Source organism: Streptomyces hazeniae, assembly GCF_031845485.1.
Lineage (GTDB): Bacteria > Actinomycetota > Actinomycetes > Streptomycetales > Streptomycetaceae > Streptomyces > Streptomyces hazeniae.
This window is the reverse complement of sequence record NZ_JAVREQ010000002.1, coordinates 151,526-177,918: the sequence shown is the minus strand read 5'-3', so window position 1 is coordinate 177,918 and position 26,393 is coordinate 151,526. Positions and strand designations below refer to the sequence as shown.

Below are 26,393 nucleotides of genomic sequence, written 5' to 3'. Positions count from 1 at the left end.
CCGTCCACCGGGTCAGCCGGGCGGCAGGTCCGCCGGCACCGCCCGGTCCTGCCGCAGCAGGCGGAAGAGCCTGCCCGCCTCGGACCGGTCCCAGGTCACGGCACTGCCCTTGGACGTGGGCACGCCGACGCCCGACACGGGCACGTTCATGCGGCGGCCGTCGCCGCCCGCCACGTCCCGCACCGCGCGCGCCATCGCCGCCAGGTCCCGCAGGCTCATCCCCCGGTCGACGACGAGCGCGTCCAGTCCGGCGCTCAGCGCCCCGTAGGACTCGGCGGGGTCCAGCAGCGAGTCGGGCCTGGCGGCCTGGTGGGCCAGGGCGCTGAGAAGCCGCTGCTGGTTCCGGGTGCGCCCCAGATCGCCGCGCGCCTCCTGGTGCCGCTGGCGGACGAAGGCGAGGGCGTCGGCGCCGTCCAGGTCCTGGCAGCCCTTCCGCAGGTCGGCACCCGACTTCTCGTCCCGGATGTCGCGGCGCAGGCACATCCGGACCCCGCCCAGGGAGTCGACCACGTCCACGAATCCCCCGAAGCCGATCTCCGCGTAGTGGTCCACGCGCAGCCCGGTGTTGTGCTCGACGGTGCGCAGCAGGAGTTCCGGTCCGCCGTGCGAGAACGCCGCGTTGAGTTTGTCCCCGCCCGCCGGTACGTGTTTGCCGGTCTCGGGCCGGGTGTGCGCCGGGACGGTGACCCAGGAGTCCCGCGGCAGGCTGACCATGGTGGTGCCGGAGGAACCGGTGTGCAGCAGGATCATCACGTCCGCGCGGCGGCCTCCGCCCCCGCCGGCGTGCAGGTCGGCCCGCTCCTGCGCGGACAGCCCGCCGCGGCTGTCGGAACCCACGATCAGGTAGGTGGTGCCCGCGCCCGCCGGCGGCCGCGGACCGTACGCGCCGAGGTCGACCGCCTGGTCCAGCCGGTGGTCGGCCCACGCGTAGCCGCCGAGGCCGGCGGCGAGCACGGTCACCAGGAGCATGACGCACGCCCGCCGCAGCCGGCGCAGACCGGTGCGGCGGCGCGCGTGCCTGCTGCGCGGGCCGTAGCGGTACGCCGTGCCGCGCAGCGCCGCGGACACGCCGCGTGGCCGGGGCTGCTCGAAGGGCTCGTCGTGGGCCTGCGGGGGCGGGTTCGTCATCGCTCGGCTCCCTCGGGGACCTTCCGTACCGGCATCGGCTGCGGAAGCGTGTCCTCCGCCTCCAGGTAGGGGTCGGCGGTGCCCGCGCGGCGCAGGCGCTGCCACTTCAGCCGGCTGCCGGCCAGTGCGGTCATCACGGACTGGATCACCACCAGGTAGAGCAGCTGGCGGTAGACGAAGAGCTGGAGCGGCAGCGTCCACAGCGCGCGGAGCCGTTCCCGGTCGAGGCGCAGCGCGTACGCGGCGGTGACCATCTGGACGCCGAGGAAGCCCAGCCAGACCGCGACGGCCGTCCCCCGGTCGGCGATGCACACCCCGTACAGCGCGAAGACGTCGACCACCGGGGCGAAGAGCGGCAGGAGCACCTGGAACAGCATCAGGTAGCTCAGGCCGCGTCGCCCGAACCGGCCGGCCGCGCCCCGTTCCCCCAGAGAACTGCGGTGCTTCCACATCGCCTGCAGCGTGCCGTAGCACCAGCGGTAGCGCTGCCGCCACAACTGGCGGAGCGACGTGGGCACCTCGGTCCACGCCACGGCCGACTCCTCGTACACGATCCGCCAGCCGGCCCGCCCCATCGACATCGTCAGGTCGGTGTCCTCGGCGAGCGTGTCGTCGCTGACCCCGCCGGCGTGCGCCAGCGCCTCCCTGCGGAACGCGCCGATGGCGCCCGGCACCGTCGGCATGCACTGGAGGACTTCGAACATGCGCCGGTCCAGGTTGAAGCCGACGACGTACTCGAGATGCTGCCACCGGCCGAGCAGCCGTCGCCGGTTGCCCACCTTGGTGTTGCCGCTGACCGCGCCGACCCGGGGGTCGGCGAGCGGCTGGACGAGCCGGTGCAGCGCCTCCGGTTCGAAGACGGTGTCCGCGTCGACCATCACCACGATGTCGTACCGGGCGTGCGCGAGACCGGTGTTGAGGGCGCCGGGCTTGCCACGGTTGGGCTGCCGGACCAGGGTGACGCGCGGGTCGTCGATCCGCTCGACGATCGCCGCGGTGTCGTCCGTCGACCCGTCGTCGACGACGACGATCTCCAGTCGCGGGTGGGTGGATTCGAGGAGCGAGTACACGGTGGACGCGATCCCCGCCTGCTCGTTGTGCGCGGGCACCAGCACGGTGACCGGCGCGGTCACCCCACCCGGGCCGTGCGAGCGAGCGGGGTCGCGGTACCGGCGGCGCACGTGGGCGCGGGCGAAGAGGAGGAGCAGCAGCAGGCGCAGCACGCCCAGTGCCCCGGCGACGCCCAGGGCCCAGGCCGTCAGGCGGGTGAAGGCGCCGCCGGCGGCCTGCATCCACATCAGGCCCTCGCCCTCGACCCGTTGCAGACCGCTCGCGGGAGTGGTGAACGTGGGCGTGCCGAGTCCGGCCGAGACGGTGGGGAAGTCGTCGATCCGTGGATTGCGCAGCAGGGCGCGTGCCTCGCGGTGACCCAGGTCGGTGTGGCTGTACTGCCGCACGACCCCCTTCCTCGCCTTGCGCGACGAGCGGTCGGCGGCGACCAGCAGGTACCCCTTCTCCGCGGCGCGCCGGGCGGCCGACCATTCGGGTCCGCACATCGTGTCGGCGGCCGTGGTGTGCGGCAGGCGCAGGAGCCGGGTCCGCACGCCGGCCGAACCGGCCAGCGCCGTCTGGGTCAGCGACAACTCCATGCGGAACCGCAGGTCGGAGGCTTTGCCCAGGGCGCCGCCCGTGTAGGTGTAGGACCCGACTTCGTGCCCCTCCTCGACGATCCGTCGCATCAGTCCCGGATTCCGGGCCGCCTGCGCGCCGGTGACGAAGAAGGTGGCGTGTGCGTCGTGCCGGCGCAGCAGCTCCAGGATGCGCGGCGTCCAGACCGGGTCGGGACCGCCGTCGAAGGTGAGCGCGGCGGTGCGGGGCGGCATGGAAGCCGTCTCGATCCGGCCTTCGGCGAGGCGCAGCACCGGGTCACCGTCGTCGGCGGCCTCGGGTATCGGGCTGGTGCACGGCTCCTTCGTCCGTGCCGCGTCGATCTCGTGGGTGGACCAGCCTTCGAAGAGCAGGGCTGCGGCGATCACCGGGAGGACGAGCAGCAGCAGGATCCAGTGACCGCGTGGCGGCCGGCGCAGCGCGTGTCGCGGGCTCACCCGCCCGCAGGGTCGGGGACACCGGCCGGAGCCGAGGGCGCCGAGGGCGAGGGCGGAGTGTCCGGGACCGGGTCCGCCGGGCGGGAATCCGGAGCGCCATCGGGCGTGGGGGTCCCCGACGGTGCCTCGGACTCGTGCATGGCGGGGGCGCTGGGCAGCGGCCGGTCCGTGCGCGGTGGATGGTTCCCTACGGAATCCTGCATTCCGCCGAACAGCACGCCGACGAAGAGGAGATAGCCGGCACACGAGCATCCCAGCGTGAATGCGGTGTACCGGAGGAATGTTCTACGACGTCCAGAACTTTCCATGAATATCGGACGGTTCCGCCGCCCTCGGTGTGTACTGGTGTGGGGGGTAGTACGCATGGCGGAGGAGTGTACTCACGGCGCCGCGGAAATGAACAGGAGCCCCTGACCGGCAGCGCAGCGGTCCGGCCGGCGGGGCCGTCCTCTACCGCTCCCCGGGACCACAGGTTCCCCGCGCCGGGGAATTTCACAGAACCAGCAGGGGATTCCCACAAGCCGATTCAGCCCAGCCCGAATCCGGTACGCATTGTCGCCCGGCCGCTACTGACGCGTAGGAAAGCACGGGGTGTGGTTTATCGTTCGACTTCTTCATTCGCCGTGCCGTCGCCCGTGTGTTCCTCGCCACTCCCGGGGAGTTCCGCGCCGGCGCAGAGGGCGAGCACGTCGGCCCCGAAACGCTGGAGCTTGCGGGTGCCCACGCCGGAGATCGTCGCCAGCGCGGCCTCGTCGTCCGGCACGGCTTCGGCGATGGCCATCAGCGTCTTGTCGGTGAAGACGCAGTAGGCCGGCTGGCCGAGCTGCTTCGCCTGGCCCGAACGCCAGTCGCGCAGCCGCTCGTACAGCTCCTCGTCCAGGTCGGAGGGGCAGCCGTCGCAGCGCATCAGCTTCACCTCGCCGGGGTCGGTGAGCGTGCGGCCGCAGACCCGGCAGCGCACCGGTCCTCGGCGCCGACGGGACCGGCCCGCGCCGCGTTCCACGCCGCCCGCGCCACCGGCCGTACGGGTCCCCGCGGCGGAGGAGCCGGGCCGCAGGCCCGCCAGGAAGCGGCTGGGGCGCCGGGTCGCCCGGCCCCCGGGCGACCGGGACAGCGCCCAGGAGAGGGACAGGTGGCGGCGGGCCCGGGTCACGCCGACGTAGAGCAGCCGCCGCTCCTCCTCGACCTGCGCGTCGGTCTTCGCGTAGGTGATCGGCACCATGCCCTCGGTGAGTCCGACGAGGAAGACCGCGTCCCACTCCAGGCCCTTGGCCGAGTGCAGCGAGGCAAGGGTGACGCCCTCGACGGTGGGCGCGTGCTGGGCGTTGGCACGTTCGTCGATCTCGGCGACCAGGTCGGCGAGGGTGCTCTGCGGACGGGCGCGGGCGAAGTCCTCGGCGAGGCGCACCAGGGCGGCCAGCGACTCCCAGCGGTCGCGCACCGCGCCGGAGCCGGCGGGAGGTTCGTTCGCCCAGCCGCGGGAGGTGAGCACGGCACGCACCTGGGACGGCACGTCGACCGCGTCCTCCAGCAGCGGATCGTTGCCCGCCGCGCGGGCGGCGCCGCGCAGGGCGACGCCGGCTTCGCGCACCTCGGGGCGTTCGAAGAAGCGCTCGGCGCCGCGCAGCTGGTAGGGCACGCCGACGTCCGCGAGAGCCTGCTCGTAGACCTCGGACTGGGCGTTGATGCGGTAGAGGACGGCGATGCCGCCGGCGTTGACCCCGGCGTCGATCAGCTCCCGGATGCGTCGGGCGGTGCCCTCGGCCTCGGCGGGCTCGTCGGCGTACTCCGTGTAGACCGGATCGGGGCCGGCCTCGCGCTGGGAGACCAGCTCCAGCCGGTGGTCCGCGGCGCGGCCGCGGGCCTGCGCCAGCAGGCCGTTGGCCAGGTGGACGACCTGCGGGGTGGAGCGGTAGTCCCGGACCAGTTTCACCACGGTGGCGTTCGGGTGGCGGGTGCGGAAGTCGAGCAGGTGGTCGGGGGTGGCGCCGGTGAAGGAGTAGATCGTCTGGCTGGCGTCACCGACGACGCACAGGCTCTCCCGGTCGCCGACCCACAGTTCGAGCAGCCGCTGCTGGAGCGGGCTCACGTCCTGGTACTCGTCGACCACGAAGTGCTGGTACTGGGCGCGGACCGTCTCGGCGATGTCGGGCCGGTCCTGGAGAACGCCGACGGTCAGCAGCAGCACGTCCTCGAAGTCGATCACCGAGCGGTCGCGCTTGAGCTGTTCGTAGAGCGCGAAGATCCGGGCGACCTCGGCCGGGTCGCGCGGCGCCTCACGGCCGGACTTCGCGATCATCGCCGGGTAGTCCTCCGGGACGGTGCGCGTCACCTTCGACCACTCGATCTCTCCGGTGACGTCCCGCAGTTCGTTGCGGTCCAGCCGGATGCGACAGCGGGCGGCGGCGTCGGCCACCAGCTGGATCTTCCGCTCCAGCAACTGCGGCAGCTCGCCGCCGACCGCGCGCGGCCAGAAGTACTGGAGCTGGCGCAGCGCCGCCGAGTGGAACGTGCGGGCCTGGACGCCGGTGGCGCCGAGCTGGCGCAGCCTGCCGCGCATCTCACCGGCCGCACGCTGGGTGAAGGTGACCGCGAGGACACCGGCCGGGGGCAGGACGCCGGCGCGCACGCCGTACGCGATCCGGTGCGTGATCGCGCGGGTCTTGCCCGTCCCCGCGCCCGCCAGCACGCACACCGGGCCGTGCAGCGCCGTCGCCACCTCGCGCTGCTCCGGGTCGAGCCCTTCCAGCACGGCGTCGGCGTCCCGCGGCGGCTCGACGTGCTCCGGTCGCGGGGCGGCGGGCGCCGGGACCGGGGGCGGCGCGCTCGCGGAGGTGCCGGGCGCGGAGGACCCGGAGCCGGCGGGGAAGAGGGTGGCGTCGCTTGCTGCACTACTCACCCCGCCCATGCTGCCAGCTTCGCCGCCGCCTCTCGGTACGTTGTCCACAGCCCGACTCTGCGGTGTGACGAACGCCGCCGGGAAGCGCCGCCGCTGACGGGAATGTCCGGGTCTCCCCCGGACGTTCCCCTCGCGGCGCCCCGGCCCTGCGCTCGGCGCCCGCGCCGCAGGCACCGTCCGCACACGAAGGAGATTCCGCGCCCATGATGGGAACCGTGACGATGTACAGCACCACCTGGTGCGGCTACTGCCGCCGCCTGAAGAGCCAGATGGAGCGCGAGGGCATCGCCTACACCGAGATCAACATCGAGCAGGACCCCGCGTCGGCGGCATTCGTGGAGAAGGCCAACGACGGCAACCAGACGGTGCCCACGGTCCTCGTCGTCGGGCCCGAGGGCACCGAGACGACCATGACCAACCCCTCGCTCGCCCAGGTGAAGGCCGCCCTGGCCGCCTGAAGCCGGCCACGCGGGCCGTCCACCGCCGCCCGCCGCCAGGCCGACCGCGGACGGCACCCCGAGCCCCCCGGCCCCGCAGGGCCGGGGGCTTCCGCATGCCTCCGGGTCCGCACGCGCACACCACCCGCACGCGCTGCACGTAGTTGCGCGAAAACGCGCGCAACCCTTGACCTGTGAGCAGATTCGGGCGGAAACTGCTGCGCGATCGCACCCTCACCGCGTGTCAGGAGGCTTCGCATGTCCGGACCCGAAGACGTCGGCGGGCTGTCCCGCAGAGCGGCGCTGCGCGCCGGTGCACTCGCCGGAGCCGGGATGGCCGCGGTCGGCGCGGGCGGCGGCACCGCCGCGGCCGCCGACGCGGGGCCGCGGATTCCCGGAGCCGACGAGAGCACCTGGCCGAAGCGGCGCGGCCGGTCGATGATGGGCGTGCCGTTCGACCGGCACCGCACGGTGCGCGTCGGCATCATCGGGCTGGGCAACCGCGGTGCGGCCATGCTGCCGCTGTTCCTCGCGCTGGAGGGCGTCCGGGTCACCGCGCTGTGCGACGTGGACCGGGAGAAGGTCGCCGAGGCCGTGAAGACGGTCACCGACGCCGGGCAGCCCGAACCGGCCACGTTCACGACCGGCGAGGACGCGTACGAGCAGCTCTGCGCCTACCGGAAGCTCGACTTCGTCTACGTCGTCACGCCCTGGGAGTGGCACACCGAGATGGCCCTCACCGCGATGCGGGCCGGCAAGCACGTGGGCGTGGAGTGCCCGATCGCCACCAGCGTCCGCGACCTGTGGCGGCTGGTGGACACCTCGGAGGAGACCCGGCGGCACTGCATCCAGCTCGAGAACTGCTGCTACGGGCAGAACGAACTGCGCGTGCTGCGCATGGCGCACGAGGGACTGTTCGGCGAACTGCTGCACGGCTCCGGCGCCTACCTGCACGACCTGCGCGAACTGCTGTTCTCCGACACGTACTACGAGGACGAGTGGCGCCGCGCCTGGCACACCCGGCGGGACGGCGACCTCTACCCCACGCACGGGCTCGGGCCGGTGGCCGCCTACATGGACATCAACCGGGGCGACCGGCTGGTGCGCATGACGTCCATGAGCACCCCCGCGCTGGGGCTGGCCGACTACCGCGACCGGCACGTGCCACGCGACGACCCGAAGTGGGACGAGCGCTACGTCAACGGCGACGTGACGATGAGCCTGCTGCAGACCGAGCGCGGCCGGGTGATCCACCTCGTGCACGGCGTCTCCAACCCGCATCCGTACAGCCGGCTCAACTACCTCGCAGGCACCCGCGGCGCCTTCGAGGACTACCCGGAGCGCATCTACCTGGAGCCCGACGCGAGCGGCCACGAGTGGCAGGACTTCGGCCGGTACGCCGAGTACGACCACTGGCTGTGGAAGGACGTCGGACCGGGGCCGGGAGGCCACGGCGGCATGGACTACCTCATGCTGTACCGCCTCGCGCAGACGATGCGGCTCGGCCTCGCGCCGGACATGGACGTCTACGACGCCGCCGCCTGGAACGCGCCCTTCGCGCTCAGCATCCACTCGGTGCGCCACGACGGCGCGACGGTCCCCTTCCCGGACTTCACCCGGGGCGAGTGGAAGACCCCGCACCCGGGAACCGACTCCTCCAAGCCGTCCGGGGGCTGACCCGCAGGCACCACGGCACGCACGGCGCCCCACGGCCACGAGCGGGGCGCCGTGCGCGCATATGCTTGAATGGCCTGCATAACACTCAGAAAACGTCAAGCGATTCACGCCGAGGAGGGCCCGTGACGCACCTCGAAGCGGAGACGGCCGACCAGCCCGAGTGCTGGGGCCGTGCCGCCGCACTGGCCGCGGCCCGCGGCGACCTGCTTCCCGTGAACGGCGAGCGGGTCGCCGTGGTCGGCTGCGGCACCTCTCTGTTCATGGCCCAGGCGTACGCCGCGCTGCGCGAGTCCCACGGACTCGGGGAGACCGACGCCTTCGCGGCCTCCGAGTTCCCGCGCGGCCGCCGCTACGACCAGGTGGTCGCCCTGACCCGGTCCGGCACCACCACCGAGGTGCTCGACCTGCTCGCCGGGCTCCGCGGCGCGGTGCGCACGCTCGCCGTCACGGCCGACCCGCGCACCCCGGTGGCGTCCGCTGCCGACGCGCTCGCCGTGCTGGACTTCGCCGACGAACGCTCGGTGGTGCAGACCCGGTTCGCGACCAGCGCCCTGACCTTCCTGCGCGCGGGCCTCGGCCTGCACGACGCGGGAGTGGAGCGGGACGCCCGGCGGGCCCTGGCCGAGCCGCTCCCCGAAGGCCTCGCCCCGGCCTCGCAGTTCACCTTCCTCGGCAGCGGCTGGACGGTGGGGCTCGCCCACGAGGCCGCGCTGAAGATGCGCGAGGCGACCCGGTCCTGGACCGAGTCCTATCCCGCCATGGAGTACCGGCACGGACCGATCAGCATCGCCGACCGGTCCACCGTCACCTGGATGTTCGGACCGGCGCCCGCCGGGCTCCCCGAGCAGGTCACGGCGACCGGCGCACGGTGGATCGAGAGCACGCTGGACCCGCTGGCCTCGCTGGTCTCCGTGCACCGGCTGGCCGCCGCGGTCGCCGCGGAGCGCGGGCTGGACCCGGACCGGCCCCGCAATCTGACCCGCTCCGTGATCCTCGCCGACGGCTGAGCGCCGTGCCCCTCGTCCCCACCGGAACGCTGGTCGCCGATGCGGCCGCCCGCGGCGCGGCCGTGGCCGCCTTCAACGTCATCACGCTGGAGCACGTGGAGGCCGTGGTCGCCGGCGCCGAGCGCGCGGGCCTGCCGGTGATCCTCCAGGTCAGCGAGAACGCCGTGCGTTTCCACGGCGGCCGGCCCGGGCCGCTGGCGGCGGCCGCCGCGGAGTGCGCCCGGCAGGGCACGGCGCCGCTCGCACTGCACCTGGACCACGTGAAGGACCGCGCGCTGCTGGAGCAGGCGCCCGGCTGCGGCTTCGGGTCGGTCATGTTCGACGCCGCGCACCTGCCGTACGCGCAGAACGTCGCCGCCACCCGGAAGGCGGCCGCGTGGGCGCACGCGCACGGCCTGTGGCTGGAGGCCGAACTCGGCGAGGTCGGCGGCAAGGACGGCCGCGGCCCGCTCGACGCGCACGCGCCGGGCGCGCGTACCGATCCGGACGAGGCCCGCCGGTTCACCGAGGCCACCGGCGTGGACGCGCTCGCCGTCGCCGTCGGCAGCTCGCACGCCATGACCACCCGCGACGCCCGGCTCGACCACGCCCTGCTCGGAGCCCTGCACCGGGCGCTCGACGTGCCGCTGGTGCTGCACGGCTCGTCCGGCGTGCCCGACGCCGAGCTCGCCCGGGCGGTCGCCGGCGGCATCGCCAAGGTCAACATCGGCACCGCCCTCAACATCGCCATGACCGGGGCCGTACGGGCCGCCCTGGCGGCGGAGCCGGAACGCGTCGACCCCCGCGCGTACCTGCGCGAGGGCCGCGAGGCGATGACCGACGCCGTGGTGCGCATGCTCGCCGCCGTCTCCGGCGAGGGCCGACCGCACTGAGCCCGGCACGCCACCCCCGCACACCCCGCCCCAAGACTTCCGCGCAAACGTGCGCAGTACCGCGCACCGGACGGTTGCACACAGCGCCCCGGAACGCGCAGCGCCGTGCGCGGTACGCTCGGCACCTGCACGGACGAGTGAGGAGAAGCGGGTGGCGGCACACGAGCGATGGACCCGGCTGTTGGAGATCCTGGGCGAAGAGGGCCGGATCGACGTCGCCCAGGCCGCCGAACGGCTCGGGGTCTCCGCCGCCACCGTCCGCCGCGACATGAACGAGCTCGCCGGGCAGCAGATGCTCACCCGCACCCGAGGGGGCGCGGTCCTGAGCGCCGTCGCCTACGACCTGCCGCTGCGCTACAAGACCGCGCGCCGTGCGGACGAGAAGCACCGCATCGCGCGTGCGGCGGCCGCCCTGGTCGCCCCCGGCAGCGTGGTCGGTCTCAACGGAGGCACCACCACCTCGGAAGTGGCGCGCGAACTGGCCACCCGCACCGACCTGATGAGCGAGACCAGCACCCCGGCGCTCACCCTCGTCACCAACGCCATCAACATCGCCAACGAACTCGCCGTCCGCCCCCACGTGAAGACCGTGGTCACCGGTGGCGTGACCCGCCCCAACTCCTACGAGCTCACCGGCCCGCTCGCCACCGAGGGGCTCCGGGGACTGGCGTTGGACCGCGCCGTCCTCGGGGTCGACGCGGTGCACCCGGAGTTCGGCGCCGCCACCCACGACGAGGGCGAGGCGGGGGCGAACCGGGCCCTCGCGGAGCGGGCCGAGACGGTCGTCGTGGTCGCCGACTCCACCAAGCTGGGACGCCGGGCCTTCGCCCAGGTCTGCCCGGTGCACGTGATCTCCGTGCTGATCACCGACTCCGAAGCCCCTGACGAGATGGTGGAACGCTTCATCGCGGCGGGCGTCGACGTCCGCCGCGTCTGACGCGAGAGCGCCGAGCGCCCCGCGGGCACACCCCGCGCACGTGGCACGCACGTGGCACGCACGTCTTGTCGCGCGCTCGACCGTGCACGAGACTGCCGCTGTCGCCGCCGTACGCGCCAGCCGCCGCCCGTGCGGGCCGCCCGGACCCCACAGCGGCCCGGAGTCGCCATGACCGAACCGCTGCTCCGCTCCGCGGAGGCTCCCGTGCTGGTCGGGCGCACCGGCGAACTGCACGCACTGCTCGACGCGGTGACGCACCCGCCGTCGGTGGCCTTCGTGGAGGGCGAGGCCGGCATCGGCAAGACCCGGCTGATCCGCGAGGCCCTGGGACACCCGTCGGTGCGCGGCCGCCGCGTGCTCCTCGGCACCTGCCAGCCGCTGCGCGAGCCCTTTCCCTACGGCCCGGTCTTCGACCTGCTGCGCCGGCTGGCGAAAAGACTGCCCACCGGGCTGGACCCGGTATGCGGCGCGCTGCGCCCCTACCTGCCGGAACTGGCCGGCAGTCTGCCGCCCGGGCCCGAGCCGCTGCGGGACCTGCGGGCCGGCCGGCACCAGCTCTTCCGTGCGGTGCGCGCCCTGCTGGAGGCGCTGGGCGGGGTCGTGATCGTCGTGGAGGACCTGCACTGGGCCGACGACGGCACCCGCGACCTGCTGCGGTTCCTCGTGGACGACCCGCCGGACGGGCTCGCGGTCGTACTCGGCTACCGGCGCGAGGACCTGCCGGGCGCGGGCCTCCCCCTGGGACGCGCCTACCGGCACCCGCCGGGCACCACGTCCGTGCTGATCCCGCTGGGCCCGCTGGACGTTCCCTCGGTGCGCAGCCTCTACGCCTCGCTCACCGCCTCCGCGGAGGCCTCCGGCGAGTTCGCCGCCGAACTGCACCGGCGCACCGCGGGCATCCCCCTGGTGCTGGAGGAGGTGATCCGCGCGCTGCCCGGCGACGTGCGGCAGCGGTGGCGCGACGTCGAGGCGGGCCGGGACGCGCTGGACGAGATGGAGGTGCCGGCGCTGCTCCGGGACGCCATCGCCGACCGGATGGCCGGGCTCTCCCCCGCCGCAGCCGACGCCGTGCGCGCGGCCGCGGTGCTCCAGGTGCCGGCCGGAGAACGGCTGATCGCCGCCGTCATGGACGGCCCCGGCACCCCGGCCCTCTCCCCGAACGGCGCGACGCGCGGCACGAGCGGCCCCCCGAACGGCACCGCGGACGGCACGGCGGACGGCGCCGCGGCGGCACTGCGCGAGGCGCTGCGCGCCGGGGTGCTCCACGAGTCGGGAGCCGACCGGTACGGCTTCCGCCACTCGCTGGCCCGGCAGGCCGTGTACGCCGCGCTGCCCGGCCCGGACCGGCACCGGCTGCACCGGAGGGCGAGGGAGGTGCTGGCCGCCGAGCAGCCGCAGCCCCTGGTCCAGTTGGCCCACCACGCGCGGCAGGCGGGCCCGGTCTCCGAGTGGCAGCGCTACGCCGAGGCCGCCGCGGCGTCCGCCCGGGAGATGGGCGACGTGGCGCTCGCCGTGCAGGTGCTGGAGGAACTGCTGTCCGACGCGCGGCTGGAGAGGCTGGAGTGCGCACGGATCGCCGCCGAGCTGAGCCGCGACGCGGTGGTCGGCCTGGCGCACCGGCGCGCCACCCGGCTGCTGAGCCGCGTCGTGCGGGACGACCGGATTCCGGAAGGACTGCGCGGCGAGATCCGGCTCAACCTGGGGCTCCTGCTCTACAACCAGGCCGGCAACTACACCGAGGGCCGGGTCGCCACCGAACTCGCCGTGGAGGAGCTGCGCGACCGCCCGGCGCTCGCCGCCCGCGGCATGGCCGCCCTGGCGTTCCCCAGCTGGGACGTGCACCCGCTGGCCACCTGCGAACGGTGGATCGAGCGCGCCGAGGAACTGGTCGCCGGCGAGGGGGATCCGGCACTCCGCACCGCGGTCCGCGGCAACCACCTGGCGCTGCGGATGTCGACCGGCGATCCGGAGGCCGCCGCCGCGGCCGAGCGGCTCATCCGTGAGGCCGGCGCGGACAGCGACGTCCGTCAGGTGGCGCGCGCCTGCGGCAACTTCGCCGAGGCGGCGACCTCGCTGGGGCACTACGCGGCGGCCTGGCGGTACCGGGCGGAGGGCCGTCGGCTGGCCGCGCAGTGCGGGGCGGCGTTCTTCGAGGGCATCGTGGAGGGCACGGCGCTGCGCCTGGAGTGGTACGCGGGACGGTGGACGGGCCTTGCCGAACGCGCCCGGCACACCCTGGAGGTGGTGCAGGGGGTGTCCGGGATCGCCGCGGACGCGCGGCTGGTGCTGGGCCTGCTGGCGTCCGCGCGGGGCGAATGGGACGAGGCGGTGGAGCAGCTGGAGGCGGCCGGGCTCGCCGACCCGGGCAACGCTCCCGCTCCCATCCTGGCCTGCGCCTCCGCTGCCACGGCCCGGCTGCACCTGGCGCGCGGGGAGCCGGAGGCGGGCTGCGCGGAGGCCGAGAGCGGTGTGGCACGGATCCGGCGGAAGGGCGTGTGGGTGTGGGCGGGCGACCTGGCGCCGATGGCGGTCGCCGCCCTGGTGCGCGCGGGGCGCCCGGAGAACGGGGCCCGGATCGCCGACGAGTTCGCGGCCGGGATCGAGGGACGCGACGCGCCCCTGGCCCGCGCGGCCCTGCGGGCGTGCCGGGGCGTACTCGCGGCGGCCTCCGGCCGCCAGGACGAGGCGGCGGAGGTGTTCGGCGCGGCCCGGGAGGCGTACGCGGCGCTGCCGCAGCCGTACTCGGCCGCCCGTACGGGGGAGGCGGCCGCACGCTGCCGGCTCGCGGCGGGCCTGCCCGACGCGTCGGAGGAACTCGCCGCGGTGGCGGAGGAGTTCGCCGCCCTCGGGGCGACGCGGGACGCGGCACGCTGCCGCCGGGTGCTGCGCGGCAGCGGCGTCGTCCTGCCCTCGCGGCGTGGCCGTCGCGGGTACGGCGACGCGCTGTCGCCGCGCGAGACGGAGGTGGCCCGGCTTGTGGCGCTGGGCCGCACCAACCGGGAGATCGCCGACGTGCTGTTCCTGTCGCCGCGCACCGTCGAGCAGCACGTCGCCCGGGTGCTGCGGAAGCTGAACGTCTCCTCCCGCGAAGAGATCGCGCTGCCCGGCACGGCGTGACACGGCGCACGGCGTGAACCGGCGCCGTCCGGCACTGTGCAACAGCGCCTCCGGCACGGTGTGCAACGGCGCCTCCGGCGCCGACTTTGCGTAGCCCTACGTACCGCATCCCGGATTGTTCCGCGCCGGGCCCACCCCGAAGGTGAGGTCGCGTTCGGCCGGCGCTCCCCCGCCGGCCGGAGACCCCACCGAAGGAGCAGAAGCATGCAGATGGGAACGAGGCGCTTCAGAGCGCTCGCGTGCGGGGCCGTGGCCACGGCCGCCCTGCTGGCCGCGGGCCACACCGCGTCGGCCGGCGAACCGGGCGCGGACGCACCGCGCGAGGTGATCCGGAACGCGGACGCCCCCGGGGCGGTCGAGGGCCGGTACATCGTGGCGCTGAAGGGCGAGGCGTCGGTGCAGGCCGACGCGCGGACACAGGTGCGCTCCGCGGCACGGAGCCTGGCGGCGGACCACGGCGGCGAGGTGGAGCGGGTGTACTCCGCGGCCTTCCGCGGGTTCGCGGTGTCGGCCACCGCGGCGCAGGCCCGGGAGCTGGCGGCCGACGACGCCGTCCGGTACGTCGAGGCGGACGGCGTAGCGCGGGCCACCGGCACCCAGCCGAACCCGCCCTCCTGGGGCCTGGACCGCGTCGACGGCGCCCTGGACCAGAGCTACACCTACCCGAACGAGGGCGACGGCGTCACCGCGTACATCGTGGACACCGGCATGGACCTGGACCACCCGCAGTTCGAGGGCCGGGCACGCAGCGGCTACGACTTCATCGACGACGACACGGACGCGAGCGACTGCCAGGGGCACGGCACGCACGTCGGAGGTACCGTCGGCAGCCGGGACCACGGCGTGGCGAAGAACGTCGACCTCGTCTCCGTCCGCGTCCTGAACTGCCAGGGCACCGGGCAGTGGTCGCAGATCATCGGCGGCATCGACTGGGTCGCCCGGAACGCGGACGGCCCGTCCATCGCAAACATGAGCCTCGGCGGCGGAGCCAGCTCCTCCGTGGACGACGCGGTGCGGGGCGCGCTGGACGCGGGCGTGCAGTTCGCGGTCGCCGCGGGCAACGCGAGCGAGAACGCCTGCAACACCAGCCCCGCCCGGGTACCGGGCGTCCTCACGCTCGGCGCCACCACCCGCAGCGACGCCCGCGCGAGCTACTCCAACTACGGCTCCTGCCTGGACCTGTTCGCGCCGGGCAGCGACATCACCTCCACCCGCAACGGCGGCGGCTCGCACAACCTGAGCGGCACCTCGATGGCCACCCCGCACGCGGCCGGCGCGGCGGCGCTGTACCTGTCGGAGAACCCCGGGGCCTCGCCGCAGCAGGTGCACCAGGCGCTCGTCGGCGCCACCGACTCCGGCGAGGTGTCCAACCCGGGCGGCGGTTCGCCGAACCTGCTGCTGAACGTCTCCCGGCTGGGCGACGGAGGCGGGGAGCCGCCGAACGGCGAGGCGCCGCGGGCGGCGTTCGACGTGCAGTGCGGCTTCGACTCCGGCTGCACCTTCGACGCGGGCCGGTCCACGGACGACGCCGGGATCGTCTCCTACGCCTGGGACTTCGGGGACGGCACCGCCGGCGAGGGCGAGACCGCCCGGCACGGGTACTCCGGTGCCGGCACGCCGACGGTCAGCCTGACCGTCGCGGACGAGGAGGGGCGGACGGACACCGCCACCCGCAGCCTCCAGTGCTTCGACTTCGGCAGCGGCTCCGCGTTCTGCTTCCCGCAGTGACGCGGCGGCGGAGGAGGGGCCGCCGAACCTGCACCGGAGCATGAACGAGGGCCCCGGCACGCGCGACCGCGTGCCGGGGCTCTCCGCCTGCGAGGTCGGCGTGATCCGTGCAGCGCGTTCCCGTGGAGCGGCGCCGTTCGGCAACCGGCTCAGCGACCGGGCCGGGGCAGGGGTTCGCCGTACCAGCGTTCGACGAGACGCGCGGCGATGGAGATGCCCGACGGCGGCAGCACCTCGCCGGAGGCGAACGCGGCGCGCAGGTCGTCGCGGGAGAACCAGCGGGCCTCCCCGATCTCGTGACCGTCCACCTGGATGCGGGAGGAGGAGGCGCGCGCGGTGAACCCGAGCATCAGGCTGGACGGGAACGGCCACGGCTGGCTGCCCACGTACGCGACGCCCTCCACGGGCACCTCGACGCCGACCTCCTCGCCGACCTCACGGACCACCGCCTGCTCGATGGACTCGCCCGGCTCCACGAAGCCGGCCAGGGTCGAGAAGCGGCCCTCCGGCCAGTGCACCTGGCGGCCCAGCAGGGCGCGGTCGTGCGCGTCGGTGACCAGCATGATGACCGCCGGGTCGGTGCGCGGGTAGTGCTCGGCGCCGCAGGCGGGGCAGCGGCGCACGTGGCCGGCGGCGGCGATCACGGTGCGTTCGCCGCAGCGGGAGCAGAACCGGTGCAGACGCTGCCAGTTCTCCAGCGCGACGGCGTGCACCAGGAGTTCCGCGTCCCGCTCCGGCAGCAGCACGCCGGCCTCGCGCAGCCCGGCCGGGCGGGCGATGTCGTCCATCCGGCCGGGGAGGGCGTCCTTCTGCAGCGCGAAGTAGGCGACTCCCTCCGGGTCCACGCCGAGGAAGTAGCGGTGCGACTCGGTGACGGGCGCGTCGAACGACGGCATGGTGACCAGCTCGGTGCACCCGTCCCCGGTGTCCTCGATCAGCGCCTGCCCGCCGGACACCACGAAGACGCGCGTCGTCGGATGGCTCCACGCTGCCGCGAGCCACGCCTCGTCGAGGCGGCGGTGTGCGGCGCGGTCGATGCCGCCGGTCCCGGTCAGGGTGATGGCGGGGGCGGCTTCGGAGCTGTCGGCGTCGGGTGTCCAGATGGTCACGGCTGCTTACCGGTTCCCCTCGTCGGCGGCGTGCGTCCAGTTCAGGCCCAGATCCTCCCAGAGGTAGGCGGCGGTCTCGACGCCCTTCGCGAGAAGGTCCAGTTCGACCTTCTCGTTCGGCGCGTGCCAGCCGTCGGACGGGACGGAGATGCCGAGGAACAGCACGGGGGCGCCCAGCACGTCCTGGAGGTCGGCGGCGGGCCCGGATCCGCCCTCGCGGGTGAACCGGACGGTGCGGCCGAAGGCGCGGCTCATCGCGCGGACGGTGGACTGCAGGGCCGGGTGGTCGAGGGGCGTCAGGCAGGGGCGGGTGGCGCCCCAGAAGGTGATCTCGTGCCCGATCCCGGCGGGCACCGACCGCGCCACCCAGTCCCGTACGGCCTGCTGGACCTTCTCCGGGTCCTGCCCGGCGACCATCCGGAAGGAGAGCTTCAGCTGGGCCGCGGAGGGGACGATCGTCTTGCCGCCGGGGCCCTGGTAGCCGCCGCCGATGCCGTTGACCTCGGCGGTGGGGCGGGCCCATATGCGTTCCAGGGTGGTGTACCCGCGCTCGCCGCTCGCGGCGTGCGAGTGCGCGGTGCGCAGCCAGGCCGCCTCGTCGAACGGCAGCTCGGCGAAGAGCGCGCGCTCGTGGTCGGACAGTTCGATCACGCCGTCGTAGAAGCCGGGGATCGCGACCCGGCGGTCGTCGTCGTGCAGGGAGGCGGCCAGCCGCGCCGCCTCGGTCGCCGGGTTGGGGACCGCCCCGCCGAAGGAACCGGAGTGGATGTCCTGGTCCGGCCCGTACAGGTCGATCTGGCAGTCGGTGAGCCCGCGCATGCCGGTGCAGACGGTGGGGGTGTCGGCCGCCCACATGCCCGTGTCGGAGACGACGACCGCGTCGCAGGCGAGCCGGTCCGCGTGGGCACGCACCAGATCGGGGAAGTGCGGGGAGCCGGACTCCTCCTCGCCCTCGATCACCAGCTTGAGGTTCACGGCGGGCGCGCTGCGGCCGGTGGCGGCGAGGTGCGCGCGGACGCCGAGCGTGTGGAAGAACACCTGCCCCTTGTCGTCGGCGGCGCCCCGGGCGTACAGCCGGCCGTCCCGGCGGACCGGCTCGAACGGGTCCGTGTGCCAGCCGTCGGCACGCTGCGCGGGCTGCACGTCGTGGTGGCCGTAGACCAGCACGGTGGGCGCACCGGGGTCGCCGGAGGGCCACTCGGCGAACACGGCGGGGTGGCCGGGGGTCTGCCACACCTCGACCGTCGGGAATCCGGTCGCGCGCAGGGCGTCCGCCAGCCAGCCGGCGCTGCGCCGCACGTCGGCGGCGTACGCCGGATCGGCGGAGACGGAGGGGATGCGGAGCCAGTCCTCCAGGGCGGCGAGGAAGTCCTCACGGTGGGTGTCGACGTAACTGCGGACCGCGCTGTCCGGGGTGGTGCTCATGCCCCGACCCTATCCGGCCCCTCCCCCGGTCCTTCCCCGCCGTCGGGGTGCCCCCGGCGGGCGCCGGGGCGGGGAGCCGCGGCAGGCGGGCGCCCGGGCTTCACGGCAGGAGCAGCCGCTCCAGCGCCGCGCGGTCGGGAAGGTCCGGCGGCCGCACGACACGGCCGGAGCGCACGTAGAGGAACGCCGCCGTCACCGCCTCCGGCGGGACGCCGCACTGCTCGGCCCACGCCACCCGGTACACCGCGAGCTGCAACGGGTCCGCGTCCTGCCGGCGTCCCGTCTTCCAGTCGACGATCTCGTACGCCGGGCCGCCGTCGGGCCCGGCGCCGTCCTCCCGGTAGACGGCGTCGATCCGGCCCCGCACGGTGCGCCCCGCGAGGGCGAGCTGGAACGGCGCCTCGACCCGGTACGGCGTCCGGTGCGCGTACGCGGTGCGGGCGAAGGCCGCCTTCAGCGCGGCGAGATCCCGTTCGTCCTCGATGCCCGCCGCTTCGTCGGCGCCGGGCAGCTCGTCCGGGCCGAGCATCGGCAGCGTCAGCTCCTCGAAGCGGGACTCCACCCAGGCGTGGAAGCGGGTGCCCCGGCGGGCCGCGGCCGGCTGGGGCGGGCGGGGCATGGGGCGGGCCAGTTCGCGGGCGAACCCGTCGGGGTCGGCGGCCAGCCGCAGCAGCTGGGAGGCGGACAGCGACCCGGGCAGCGGCACGTCGTGCACGGTGGCGCGGGAGCGGCGCAGTTCGCCCTCCAGCGCGTCGAGGTCGCGGTCCCACCCCTCCACCAGCCGTGCGTCCTCGGGCGCGAGCCCGGCGGGGGCGTCCGCGCCCCCGTCACGCGGGCCGGGCAGGGCGGTGGCCGGCGGCACCGCGTCGGCGTCGCTCCCGCCGGGGTTGCCGCCACCGTCCTCGCCGCGGTGGCCCCGGTCGCCGCCACCGTCCTTGCCGCGGTGGCCCCGGTCGCCGCCACCGTCCTCGCCGCGTGCCGCGCCGTCGCCGTGCAGGTGGGCCAGCACGCGCGCGGCGGCGGTCCGGCGGCGGCGCAGCGCGACCGGGTCGAGCGGCAGCGGCCAGGCCGCGTCGTCGCCGTCACCGGACAGGGCGGGGTTCTCCGCGCCGTGTTCCGGCGCGTCGGCCCACGCCTCGACCTCGCCGTACGCCGGGCCGGCCGCGCAGTGGTCGCGCAGCGCCTCCAGGAAGGCGGACGGCCCGCGCGGGCGCTTCTGCGTCGGTCCCCACCAGTGTCCGGAGCCCAGCAGCAGCGACCGGGGGCGGGTGAAGGTGACGTAGCCGAGCCGCAGTTCCTCGGTGGCCTGGTGGTCGCGCTGCCGGACGTCGTACGCCTTGAGGGCCTTGGCGTTCCATCCTTCGACGCGGGGCAGGGTGTCGGCGTCGCCGCGCAGGTCGTGCGGCAGGACGCCGGGGCGGGTGAGCCAGGACTCGCGGGGCTGAGTGCTGGGGAACTGCTTGGCCACCAGGCCGGGTACGGCGACCACGTCCCATTCCAGGCCCTTGGACTTGTGCGCGGTGAGCACCTTCACGGTGTTCTCCCCGCCGGGCAGCGAACCGTCCAGGCCCTTCTCGTACTGGGTGGCCGTGCGCAGGAATCCGAGGAAGGCGAGCAGCGTGGTCTCGCCGTCGAGCGACGCGAACCCGGCGGCGATGTCCAGGAAGGCGCCGAGGGTTTCGCGGCGGCGGGCGGCCAGCGCGTGCGGGGAGGCGGAGAGTTCGACCTCCAGCCCGGTGACGGCGAGGACGCGGTGCAGCACGTCCATCAGCGGGTCGCCCAGGGACCGGCGCAGGTCGCGGATCTCGGCGGCCAGCCGGGCGAAGCGGACGCGGGCCTCGGCGGAGAAGGGGAGTTCGTCGTCGGCGTCGCCCTCGAGGAAGGTGTCCAGCGCGTCCGCGAGGGAGGTCACCTCGGCCGGGTCGACGCCCTCCACGGCTGCCGCGAGGCGCAGGTCGGCGTCGTCGCCGGCCGCCGCGTCGTCCCGCCGGACCAGCAGCCGGGCCCGCCGGCCCAGCAGTGCCAGGTCCCGCGGGCCGATGCGCCAGCGGGGCCCGCTCAGCAGCCGTACCAGGGGTGCGTTGGCCGTCGGGTCCTGGAGCACTTCGCACACGGCGACCAGGTCGGCGACCTCCGGCAGGTGGACGAGCCCGGAGAGGCCGACGACCTCGACCGGCACGTCCCGCTCCACCAGGGCGCCCTGGACCGCGGCGAAGTCGCCGCCGGTGCGGCACAGGACGGCGATCTCGCCGGGCGGGGTGCCGGTGCGCACCAGGTGCGCGAGGGAGTCGGCGAGCCAGTCCAGCTCCTCGGCGTGCGTGGCGTGCAGGGCGCAGCGCACCAGGCCGTCGTGTTCGGCGCCGGGTGCGGGACGCAGCGCCTCGACACCTTCGTGCCGCTCCCGCAGCGGCGCGGCGAGCGCGTTGGCGAGACGGAGCAGGCGACCGCCGCTGCGACGGTTCTCGCTCAGCGCGAAACGGGGGGCGGGTGTGCCGTCCCGGAGGGGGAAGTGGCGCGGGAAGTCGTCCAGGTTGGCGACGGACGCGCCGCGCCATCCGTAGATGGCCTGGCAGGGGTCGCCGACGGCGGTCACCGGGTGTCCGGCGCCGGCGCTGGCGCCGCCGCCCGCGCCCGCGCCGAACAGGCCGGCGAGCAGGATGCGCTGGGCGACGGAGGTGTCCTGGTACTCGTCGAGGAGGACGACCCGGCATGCGTCGCGCAGGATGCGGCCGACCTCCGGGACGTCGCGGGCCAGGGCGGCGGAGAGCGCGATCTGGTCGCCGAAGTCCAGCAGGTCGCGGTCACGTTTCCGGGCCCGGTACTCCTCGACCAGGCCGAGGAGTTCGGCACGGCCGATCGCGGTCTCGGGGACGCGCCGCAGGTCCTTGTTGGTGAGCTCGGTGGCGGCGAGCTCGGCGCGCAGCCGGGCGTCGTACGCGCGCAGGCGAGCGGGCGGCACCAGGTGTTCGGACAGTTCGGCGTCGAGGGACAGCAGGTCCTGCACGTGAGTGCTGAGGCTGTTGCGCAGCCCTTCGAAGGGGCCGCTCGCGGCGGCGAGCACGCGGGCGGCGAGCTGGAACCGGGTCGCGTCGGCGAGCAGCCGGGCGCCGGGCTCGACGCCGAGGCGGAGGCCGTGGTCCTTGAGGAGCCTCCCGGCGAACGCGTGGTAGGTGAGGATCTGCGGTTCGCCGGGCGGGTCCTCGTCCGCCGTCTGTGCGGGGGCGGGATCGGGGTCGGTGACCCCGGCCCGCACGAGGGCGGCGCGCACGCGTTCGGCGAGTTCTCCGGCGGCCTTGTTGGTGAAGGTCAGCCCGAGCACCTGCTCGGGGGCGACCTGACCGGTGCCCACCAGCCACACGACGCGCGCGGCCATCACGGTGGTCTTCCCCGACCCGGCGCCCGCGACGATGACCTGCGGCGCGAGCGGCGCGGTGATGCAGCGGAGCTGTTCGGGGGTGAACGGGATGCCGAGCAGCGCCTTGAGCTGTCCGGGGTCGGTGAGCGGAGGTGGTGCGGGCACGCTGCAAGACGGTATCCGCCGGGTCCGACAACGGGCCGCGGTGGGGCTCCGCGCCGCGCCCGCCGGTCCTCACTCGACGACGTGGCGCCCTTCGGGCTGCGCCGAACACGCGGACCGGAACGCGCAGTTGCCGCAGTGCGCGCCCGTCGACGGCGCGAAGCGCTCGTCCAGGACGCGGCCCGCGGCCTCCGCCAGCAGCTCGCCGACCCATTCCCCGTCCGGCGGTTCCTGCCGCTGCACGGCCGGCAGCGCGTCGCCGCCGTCGCGCCGTGTCGCGCCGATCCGCAGGTGCACCAGTTCACCCCCGCCCGGCTCGGCGCCGTCCGCGTGCAGCGCGAGCTGGTAGACGGCGAGCTGCGGGTGCCGTTCGACGTCGGCGCCGCTGGGCTTGGCCTTCCCGGTCTTGAAGTCGACGACGTACGCCCGCCCCTGCGCGTCGCGTTCGACGCGGTCCATGCTGCCGCGGATGCGGATCTCGTGCGCCCCGGCGTCCAGCGTGACGTCGAACGTCTGCTCGCTGCCGAGGACTTCGCGTCCGGCGTCCTGGCCCGAGACGTGCCAGCGCAGGAACCGTTCCAGCGCGGCGCGGGCGTTGTCCTTCTCCTGGCGGGACTTCCACGGCGCGTCGAAGGCGAGCCCGTCCCACACGCTCTCCAGACGTTCCATCAGCGTCGCCAGGTCGGCCGGGGTGCCGCCGGAGGCGACCTCGTCGGCCAGGACGTGCACCACGTTGCCGAAGCCCTGCGCGGTGCTCGCCGGGGCGTCCGCCTTCACCTCGCGGCCCAGGAACCACTGGAGGGAGCAGGTGCGCGCGAGCTGGTCCAGGGCGCTGCCCGACAGCGCCACCGGCTGGTCGCGGTCGCGCAGCGGGACCTCGGCACGGGTCGGCTCGTACAGCCCCCACCAGCGGTGCGGGTGCGCGGCGGGCACGAGGGAATGGCCCTCGTCGTCCCGCAGGGCGGCGAGCCGGGCCAGGCGCCGGGCCGCGGCCTCGCGGAGCGCGGGGGACGCGTCCGGGTCGACCGTCGTCGCGCGCAGTTCGGCGACCAGCGCGGGCACGGACAGCGGACGGCGCGGGCGGCCGGCCACCGCACGCGGCTCGACGCCGAGTTCGGCGAGGAAACGGGACGGCTGGTCGCCGTCCTCGGCCTGCGCGCGGACGGCGGTGACGACGAGGCGTTCGCGGGCGCGGGTCGCCGCCACGTAGAACAGCCGCCGCTCCTCGGACAGCAACGCGCCCGGCGGCAGCGGCTCGGCGAGGCCGTCCCGGCCGATGCGGTCCGCCTCCAGCAGCGACCCGCGCCGCCGCAGGTCGGGCCACAGGCCCTCCTGCACGCCCGCCACCACCACGGTGTGCCACTCCAGGCCCTTGGCGCGGTGCGCGGTCATCAGGCGCACGGCGTCCGGGCGTGACACGCGGGCGGTGAGGGTGTCGGCGGCGATGTCCTGGGCGTCGATCTCCTCCAGGAAGTTGAGCGCGCCGCGGCCGCCGATGCGTTCCTCGGCCCGGGCGGCGGCGGCGAACAGGGCGCACACGGCGTCGAGGTCGCGGTCGGCGTTCCGCCCGGCGGGACCGCCGCGCAGCGCCGCGCGCTCCAGCCGGTCGGGCCAGGGGGTGCCGTTCCACAGCTCCCACAGGGCCTCCTCGGCGGTCCCGCCGCCGGCGAGGAGTTCCCGGGCCTTGCGCAGCAGCAGCCCGAGACGCTGGGCTCCGCGCGCGTACGCGGTGTCGTGGGCGACGAGGCGTTCGGGCTCGGCGAGGGCCTCGGCGAGCAGCGTGTCGGACGGGCGCGGCACGGCACGGCCCGCCGCGCGTTCCTCGTCCCGCAGGGCCCGGCCCAGCCGCCGCAGGTCGGCGGCGTCCATGCCGCCCAGCGGCGACGCGAGGAGCGTCAGCGCGGTCTCCACGTCCCACCCGGCGCCCGTCCCCGGCGCGGCGGGTGCCGCCGCGGCCGGCGCGGTGTTCCCGTCGTCCGGCGCGGTGTTCTCGTCCCGGTCCGGTGCGGCGTCACCCGGCACCTGAGGGGTGCCGGAGTCCGCCTGATCCGGCCCGGGTACGGCCGCAGCCGGGGGCGGCGCGGCGGCGGGCCCGTCGGTTCCGGGGGCACCTGCGGGGGACGCGGGCCCGGACGACGCGGGCGCCGGTGCCGTGGGCACGGGCGCGCCCGGACCCGGAAGGACGCCCGGACGGGCCGGAGGCAACGGCCCCGAGCCCTCCCCCGCTTCCGGCAGGGCGTCGGCACCGCGCTCCGCAGGGAGGCGCGCGCCGTCGGTCACAGCCTGTGCGGCCGCGCGCAGGGCCGTGAGGAGCGGGGCGACGGCGGGTTCCTGGCGGAGGGGAACGTCGTCGCCGTCCGTCTCGACGGGGACGCCCGCCGAGGTGAGGACACGCCGCACCACGGGCAGGGTGCGCCCGCCCGCGCGGACCAGGACGGCCATCTCGCCCCACGGCACGCCGTCCTCGAGGTGGGCACGGCGCAGCAGGTCGGCGACGGTGTCGAGTTCCGCACCGGGCGTGGGGCAGGTGAGCACCTGCACGCGTCCGTCCCCCCGGGCCTCGCCCTGGCCGCCGCCCGTGTCGCGTCCCGGCTGCAGCGCCCGGTGGGCGCGCACGGCGTCCGCGGGGAGGCGGTGCAGCGGCATGCGACGGGCGAGTTCCCGCGTCGCGGCCAGCAGGTGCGCGCCGGAGCGTCGCGAGGTGCCGAGCACCCGCACGGGCGCCGGTGCGCCGCCGGGCTGCGGGAAGGTCGCCGGGAAGTCGAGGATGCCGCCGACGTCCGCGCCCCGGAAGGCGTAGATGGACTGGTCCGGGTCGCCGAAGGCGACCAGCGTCGGCGCGCCGAGCGCGCGCAGCAGCCGCACCTGGGAGGGGTCGGTGTCCTGGTACTCGTCGACGTACACCGCGTCGTAGCGGGCGCGCAGCTGCGCCGCGACGTGGTCGCGCTCGGCCAGCAGCACGGCCCGGTGGACGAGTTCGGCGTAGTCGAGGACGCCCTGCATGTCGAGCACGTCCAGGTATTCGGCGAGGAAGGCGGAGGCGGCGCCCCAGTCGGGGCGGCCGGTGCGGCGGGCGAACGTGCCCAGCGCCTCCGGGGCCAGGCCGATTTCCCGGCTGCGGGCGAGGACGGCCCGCACCTCGTCGGCGAAGCCCCGGGTGGTCAGGCAGGCGCGCAGTTCGTCGGGCCAGGCCGTGCGGCCGCGTCCCTCCGCTTCGAGGTCGAGCTGCCCGGCGAGGAGTTCGCGGATGTAGAGGTCCTGTTCGGGGCCGGACAGCAACCGCAGCGGCTCCGCGAACAGGTCGGCGTCCTGGTACGCCCGCACCAGCGCGTAGCAGTAGGAGTGGAAGGTGGTGGCCTGCGGGGCACCCGTGCCGCCGAGGCGCGCGGTCATCCGGTCGCGCAGCTCGACGGCGGCCTTGCGGCTGAAGGTGAGCACGAGGAGACGTTCCGGGTCGGCGCCGCGGCGCACGCGCTCGGCGACCGCCTCGACCAGCGTCGTGGTCTTACCGGTGCCGGGTCCGGCCAGCACCAGCAGCGGACCGGTGGGGTGGTCAACCACGGCGCGCTGCCGTGCGTCCAAGGCAGGGACGTCGGCCGGCACCGGCGGCGTGCGCAGCAGCCGGTATGCGCCGGCCGCCGCCGGAGCGGACGGCGCGTACCGGTGCGACGCGGACGACGGAAGGGAGGTGCTCACGTGGATCGCCTTGCGGAAGGTGGCTGGGCCGGCGGGGGCTACGAAGAGCCGACGATACGCGGTGGGCACACGCCGTGCGGGGTTCCCCGCCGGCCCGGGGTGCGCGGCGGACGCGGCGCGCACCGTGGGTCGCCGGGTCTGCTCCCCGGCCCGGCCCTCCGTCCTCCCCCGCCGTGCCGCGCGCCGGGGACGCCCCGCCCGGGGCCGCCTCCCGGGCCCGGGGTCGTGCCGGAAGGGCCCGTCCGGCACGGGGCCCTCACCCGGCGGGCGAGGGCGCGCGGATCAGGGGGCACCGGGGTCGTCGGCCCGGCGCGCCGCGGGCGCACCGCGGGCACGGCGCATGTCGAGGCGGAGGCCGTGGTCGCCGGACGAGCGGCCGGCCTCGCGCAGCGGGGTGCCCTCCTCCCGGTAGTGGCCGAGGGCGCGCAGCTCGGAGCCGGGCAGCGGCCTGCCGTCCGCCCGGACGACGCGCCACCAGGGGACGGCCCCGCCGTAGAGCGCCATCACCCGGCCGACCTGACGCGGTCCGCCCTCGCCCAGCCACTCCGCGACGTCGCCGTACGTCATCACCCGGCCGGGCGGAATGCGCTCGGTCACCTCGAGCACACGCTCCGCGTAGTCCGGCAGCTCCGGCGGTTCGCTCACTGGCATGCGAGCCATGGTGCCGTACGGCACCGACAGCTCACCGCGCGCAGTGTTACGCATCTCGCGCCCCACGAATACGCCCTCATACCCCCGG

The 26,393-nt window shown here is 75.3% G+C and carries 15 protein-coding genes; 7 read left to right on the top strand and 8 right to left on the bottom strand.

The window, feature by feature from the left end; translation table 11 throughout:
* Window positions 1-12 precede the first annotated feature (12 nt).
* The 3 genes from RM572_RS04545 to RM572_RS04535 all read right to left on the bottom strand — a co-directional run bounded on the left by RM572_RS04545 (window position 13) and on the right by RM572_RS04535 (window position 5,985).
* Window positions 13-1,128: an LCP family protein gene (locus RM572_RS04545; RefSeq protein WP_311671961.1), complete on the bottom strand. Its 1,116-nt coding sequence runs from the start codon at window positions 1,126-1,128 to the stop codon at window positions 13-15.
* Window positions 1,125-3,233 (bottom strand): bifunctional polysaccharide deacetylase/glycosyltransferase family 2 protein, encoded by a 2,109-nt coding sequence (locus RM572_RS04540; protein WP_311671960.1) that lies wholly within the window; start codon window positions 3,231-3,233, stop codon window positions 1,125-1,127. The genes RM572_RS04545 and RM572_RS04540 overlap by 4 nt, the downstream gene beginning before the upstream one ends.
* Window positions 3,234-3,831: 598 nt before the next feature.
* Window positions 3,832-5,985 carry an ATP-dependent DNA helicase UvrD2 gene (locus RM572_RS04535; RefSeq protein ID WP_311672082.1) on the bottom strand — a complete coding sequence of 718 codons (2,154 nt, stop codon included), beginning with the start codon at window positions 5,983-5,985 and terminating at the stop codon, window positions 3,832-3,834.
* A 350-nt stretch (window positions 5,986-6,335) separates the two neighbouring features.
* On the opposite strand from RM572_RS04535, the gene RM572_RS04530 reads away from it, so the two are divergent.
* The 7 genes from RM572_RS04530 to RM572_RS04500 all read left to right on the top strand — a co-directional run bounded on the left by RM572_RS04530 (window position 6,336) and on the right by RM572_RS04500 (window position 15,907).
* A complete protein-coding gene (locus tag RM572_RS04530) occupies window positions 6,336-6,590 on the top strand; it encodes a mycoredoxin (protein WP_027766167.1) in 255 nt (84 codons plus the stop codon).
* Between the two features lie 237 nt (window positions 6,591-6,827).
* Window positions 6,828-8,246 (top strand): Gfo/Idh/MocA family protein, encoded by a 1,419-nt coding sequence (locus RM572_RS04525; RefSeq protein ID WP_311671959.1) that lies wholly within the window; start codon window positions 6,828-6,830, stop codon window positions 8,244-8,246.
* Window positions 8,247-8,368: 122 nt separating this feature from the next.
* A complete protein-coding gene (locus RM572_RS04520; protein ID WP_311671958.1) occupies window positions 8,369-9,253 on the top strand; it encodes an SIS domain-containing protein in 885 nt (294 codons plus the stop codon).
* 5 nt (window positions 9,254-9,258) lie between these two features.
* The gene (locus RM572_RS04515) at window positions 9,259-10,125 is read left to right on the top strand and encodes a class II fructose-bisphosphate aldolase (protein WP_311671957.1); all 867 of its coding nucleotides are present in this window, start codon (window positions 9,259-9,261) and stop codon (window positions 10,123-10,125) included.
* Window positions 10,126-10,276: 151 nt separating this feature from the next.
* Window positions 10,277-11,062, top strand: a complete 786-nt coding sequence (locus tag RM572_RS04510) for a DeoR/GlpR family DNA-binding transcription regulator (RefSeq protein WP_311671956.1) — start codon at window positions 10,277-10,279, stop codon at window positions 11,060-11,062.
* 168 nt (window positions 11,063-11,230) lie between these two features.
* Complete coding sequence (locus tag RM572_RS04505) at window positions 11,231-14,179, top strand: ATP-binding protein (RefSeq protein WP_311671955.1); 2,949 nt, start codon at window positions 11,231-11,233, stop codon at window positions 14,177-14,179.
* Between the two features lie 204 nt (window positions 14,180-14,383).
* Window positions 14,384-15,907, top strand: coding sequence for a S8 family serine peptidase (locus tag RM572_RS04500; RefSeq protein ID WP_311671954.1), 1,524 nt, complete (start codon window positions 14,384-14,386; stop codon window positions 15,905-15,907).
* A gap of 149 nt (window positions 15,908-16,056) precedes the next feature.
* On the opposite strand, the gene nudC is transcribed toward RM572_RS04500, so the two are convergent.
* The 5 genes from nudC to RM572_RS04475 all read right to left on the bottom strand — a co-directional run bounded on the left by nudC (window position 16,057) and on the right by RM572_RS04475 (window position 26,305).
* Window positions 16,057-17,016, bottom strand: coding sequence for an NAD(+) diphosphatase (gene nudC, locus RM572_RS04495; protein WP_394813516.1), 960 nt, complete (start codon window positions 17,014-17,016; stop codon window positions 16,057-16,059).
* A 6-nt stretch (window positions 17,017-17,022) separates the two neighbouring features.
* Complete coding sequence (locus tag RM572_RS04490) at window positions 17,023-18,441, bottom strand: dipeptidase (protein ID WP_311671953.1); 1,419 nt, start codon at window positions 18,439-18,441, stop codon at window positions 17,023-17,025.
* Between the two features lie 100 nt (window positions 18,442-18,541).
* Window positions 18,542-21,961 (bottom strand): ATP-dependent DNA helicase, encoded by a 3,420-nt coding sequence (locus RM572_RS04485; RefSeq protein ID WP_311671952.1) that lies wholly within the window; start codon window positions 21,959-21,961, stop codon window positions 18,542-18,544.
* Between the two features lie 69 nt (window positions 21,962-22,030).
* The gene (locus tag RM572_RS04480; protein WP_394813515.1) at window positions 22,031-25,654 is read right to left on the bottom strand and encodes an ATP-dependent helicase; all 3,624 of its coding nucleotides are present in this window, start codon (window positions 25,652-25,654) and stop codon (window positions 22,031-22,033) included.
* A gap of 282 nt (window positions 25,655-25,936) precedes the next feature.
* Window positions 25,937-26,305, bottom strand: a complete 369-nt coding sequence (locus RM572_RS04475; RefSeq protein WP_394813514.1) for an MGMT family protein — start codon at window positions 26,303-26,305, stop codon at window positions 25,937-25,939.
* Window positions 26,306-26,393 lie beyond the last annotated feature (88 nt).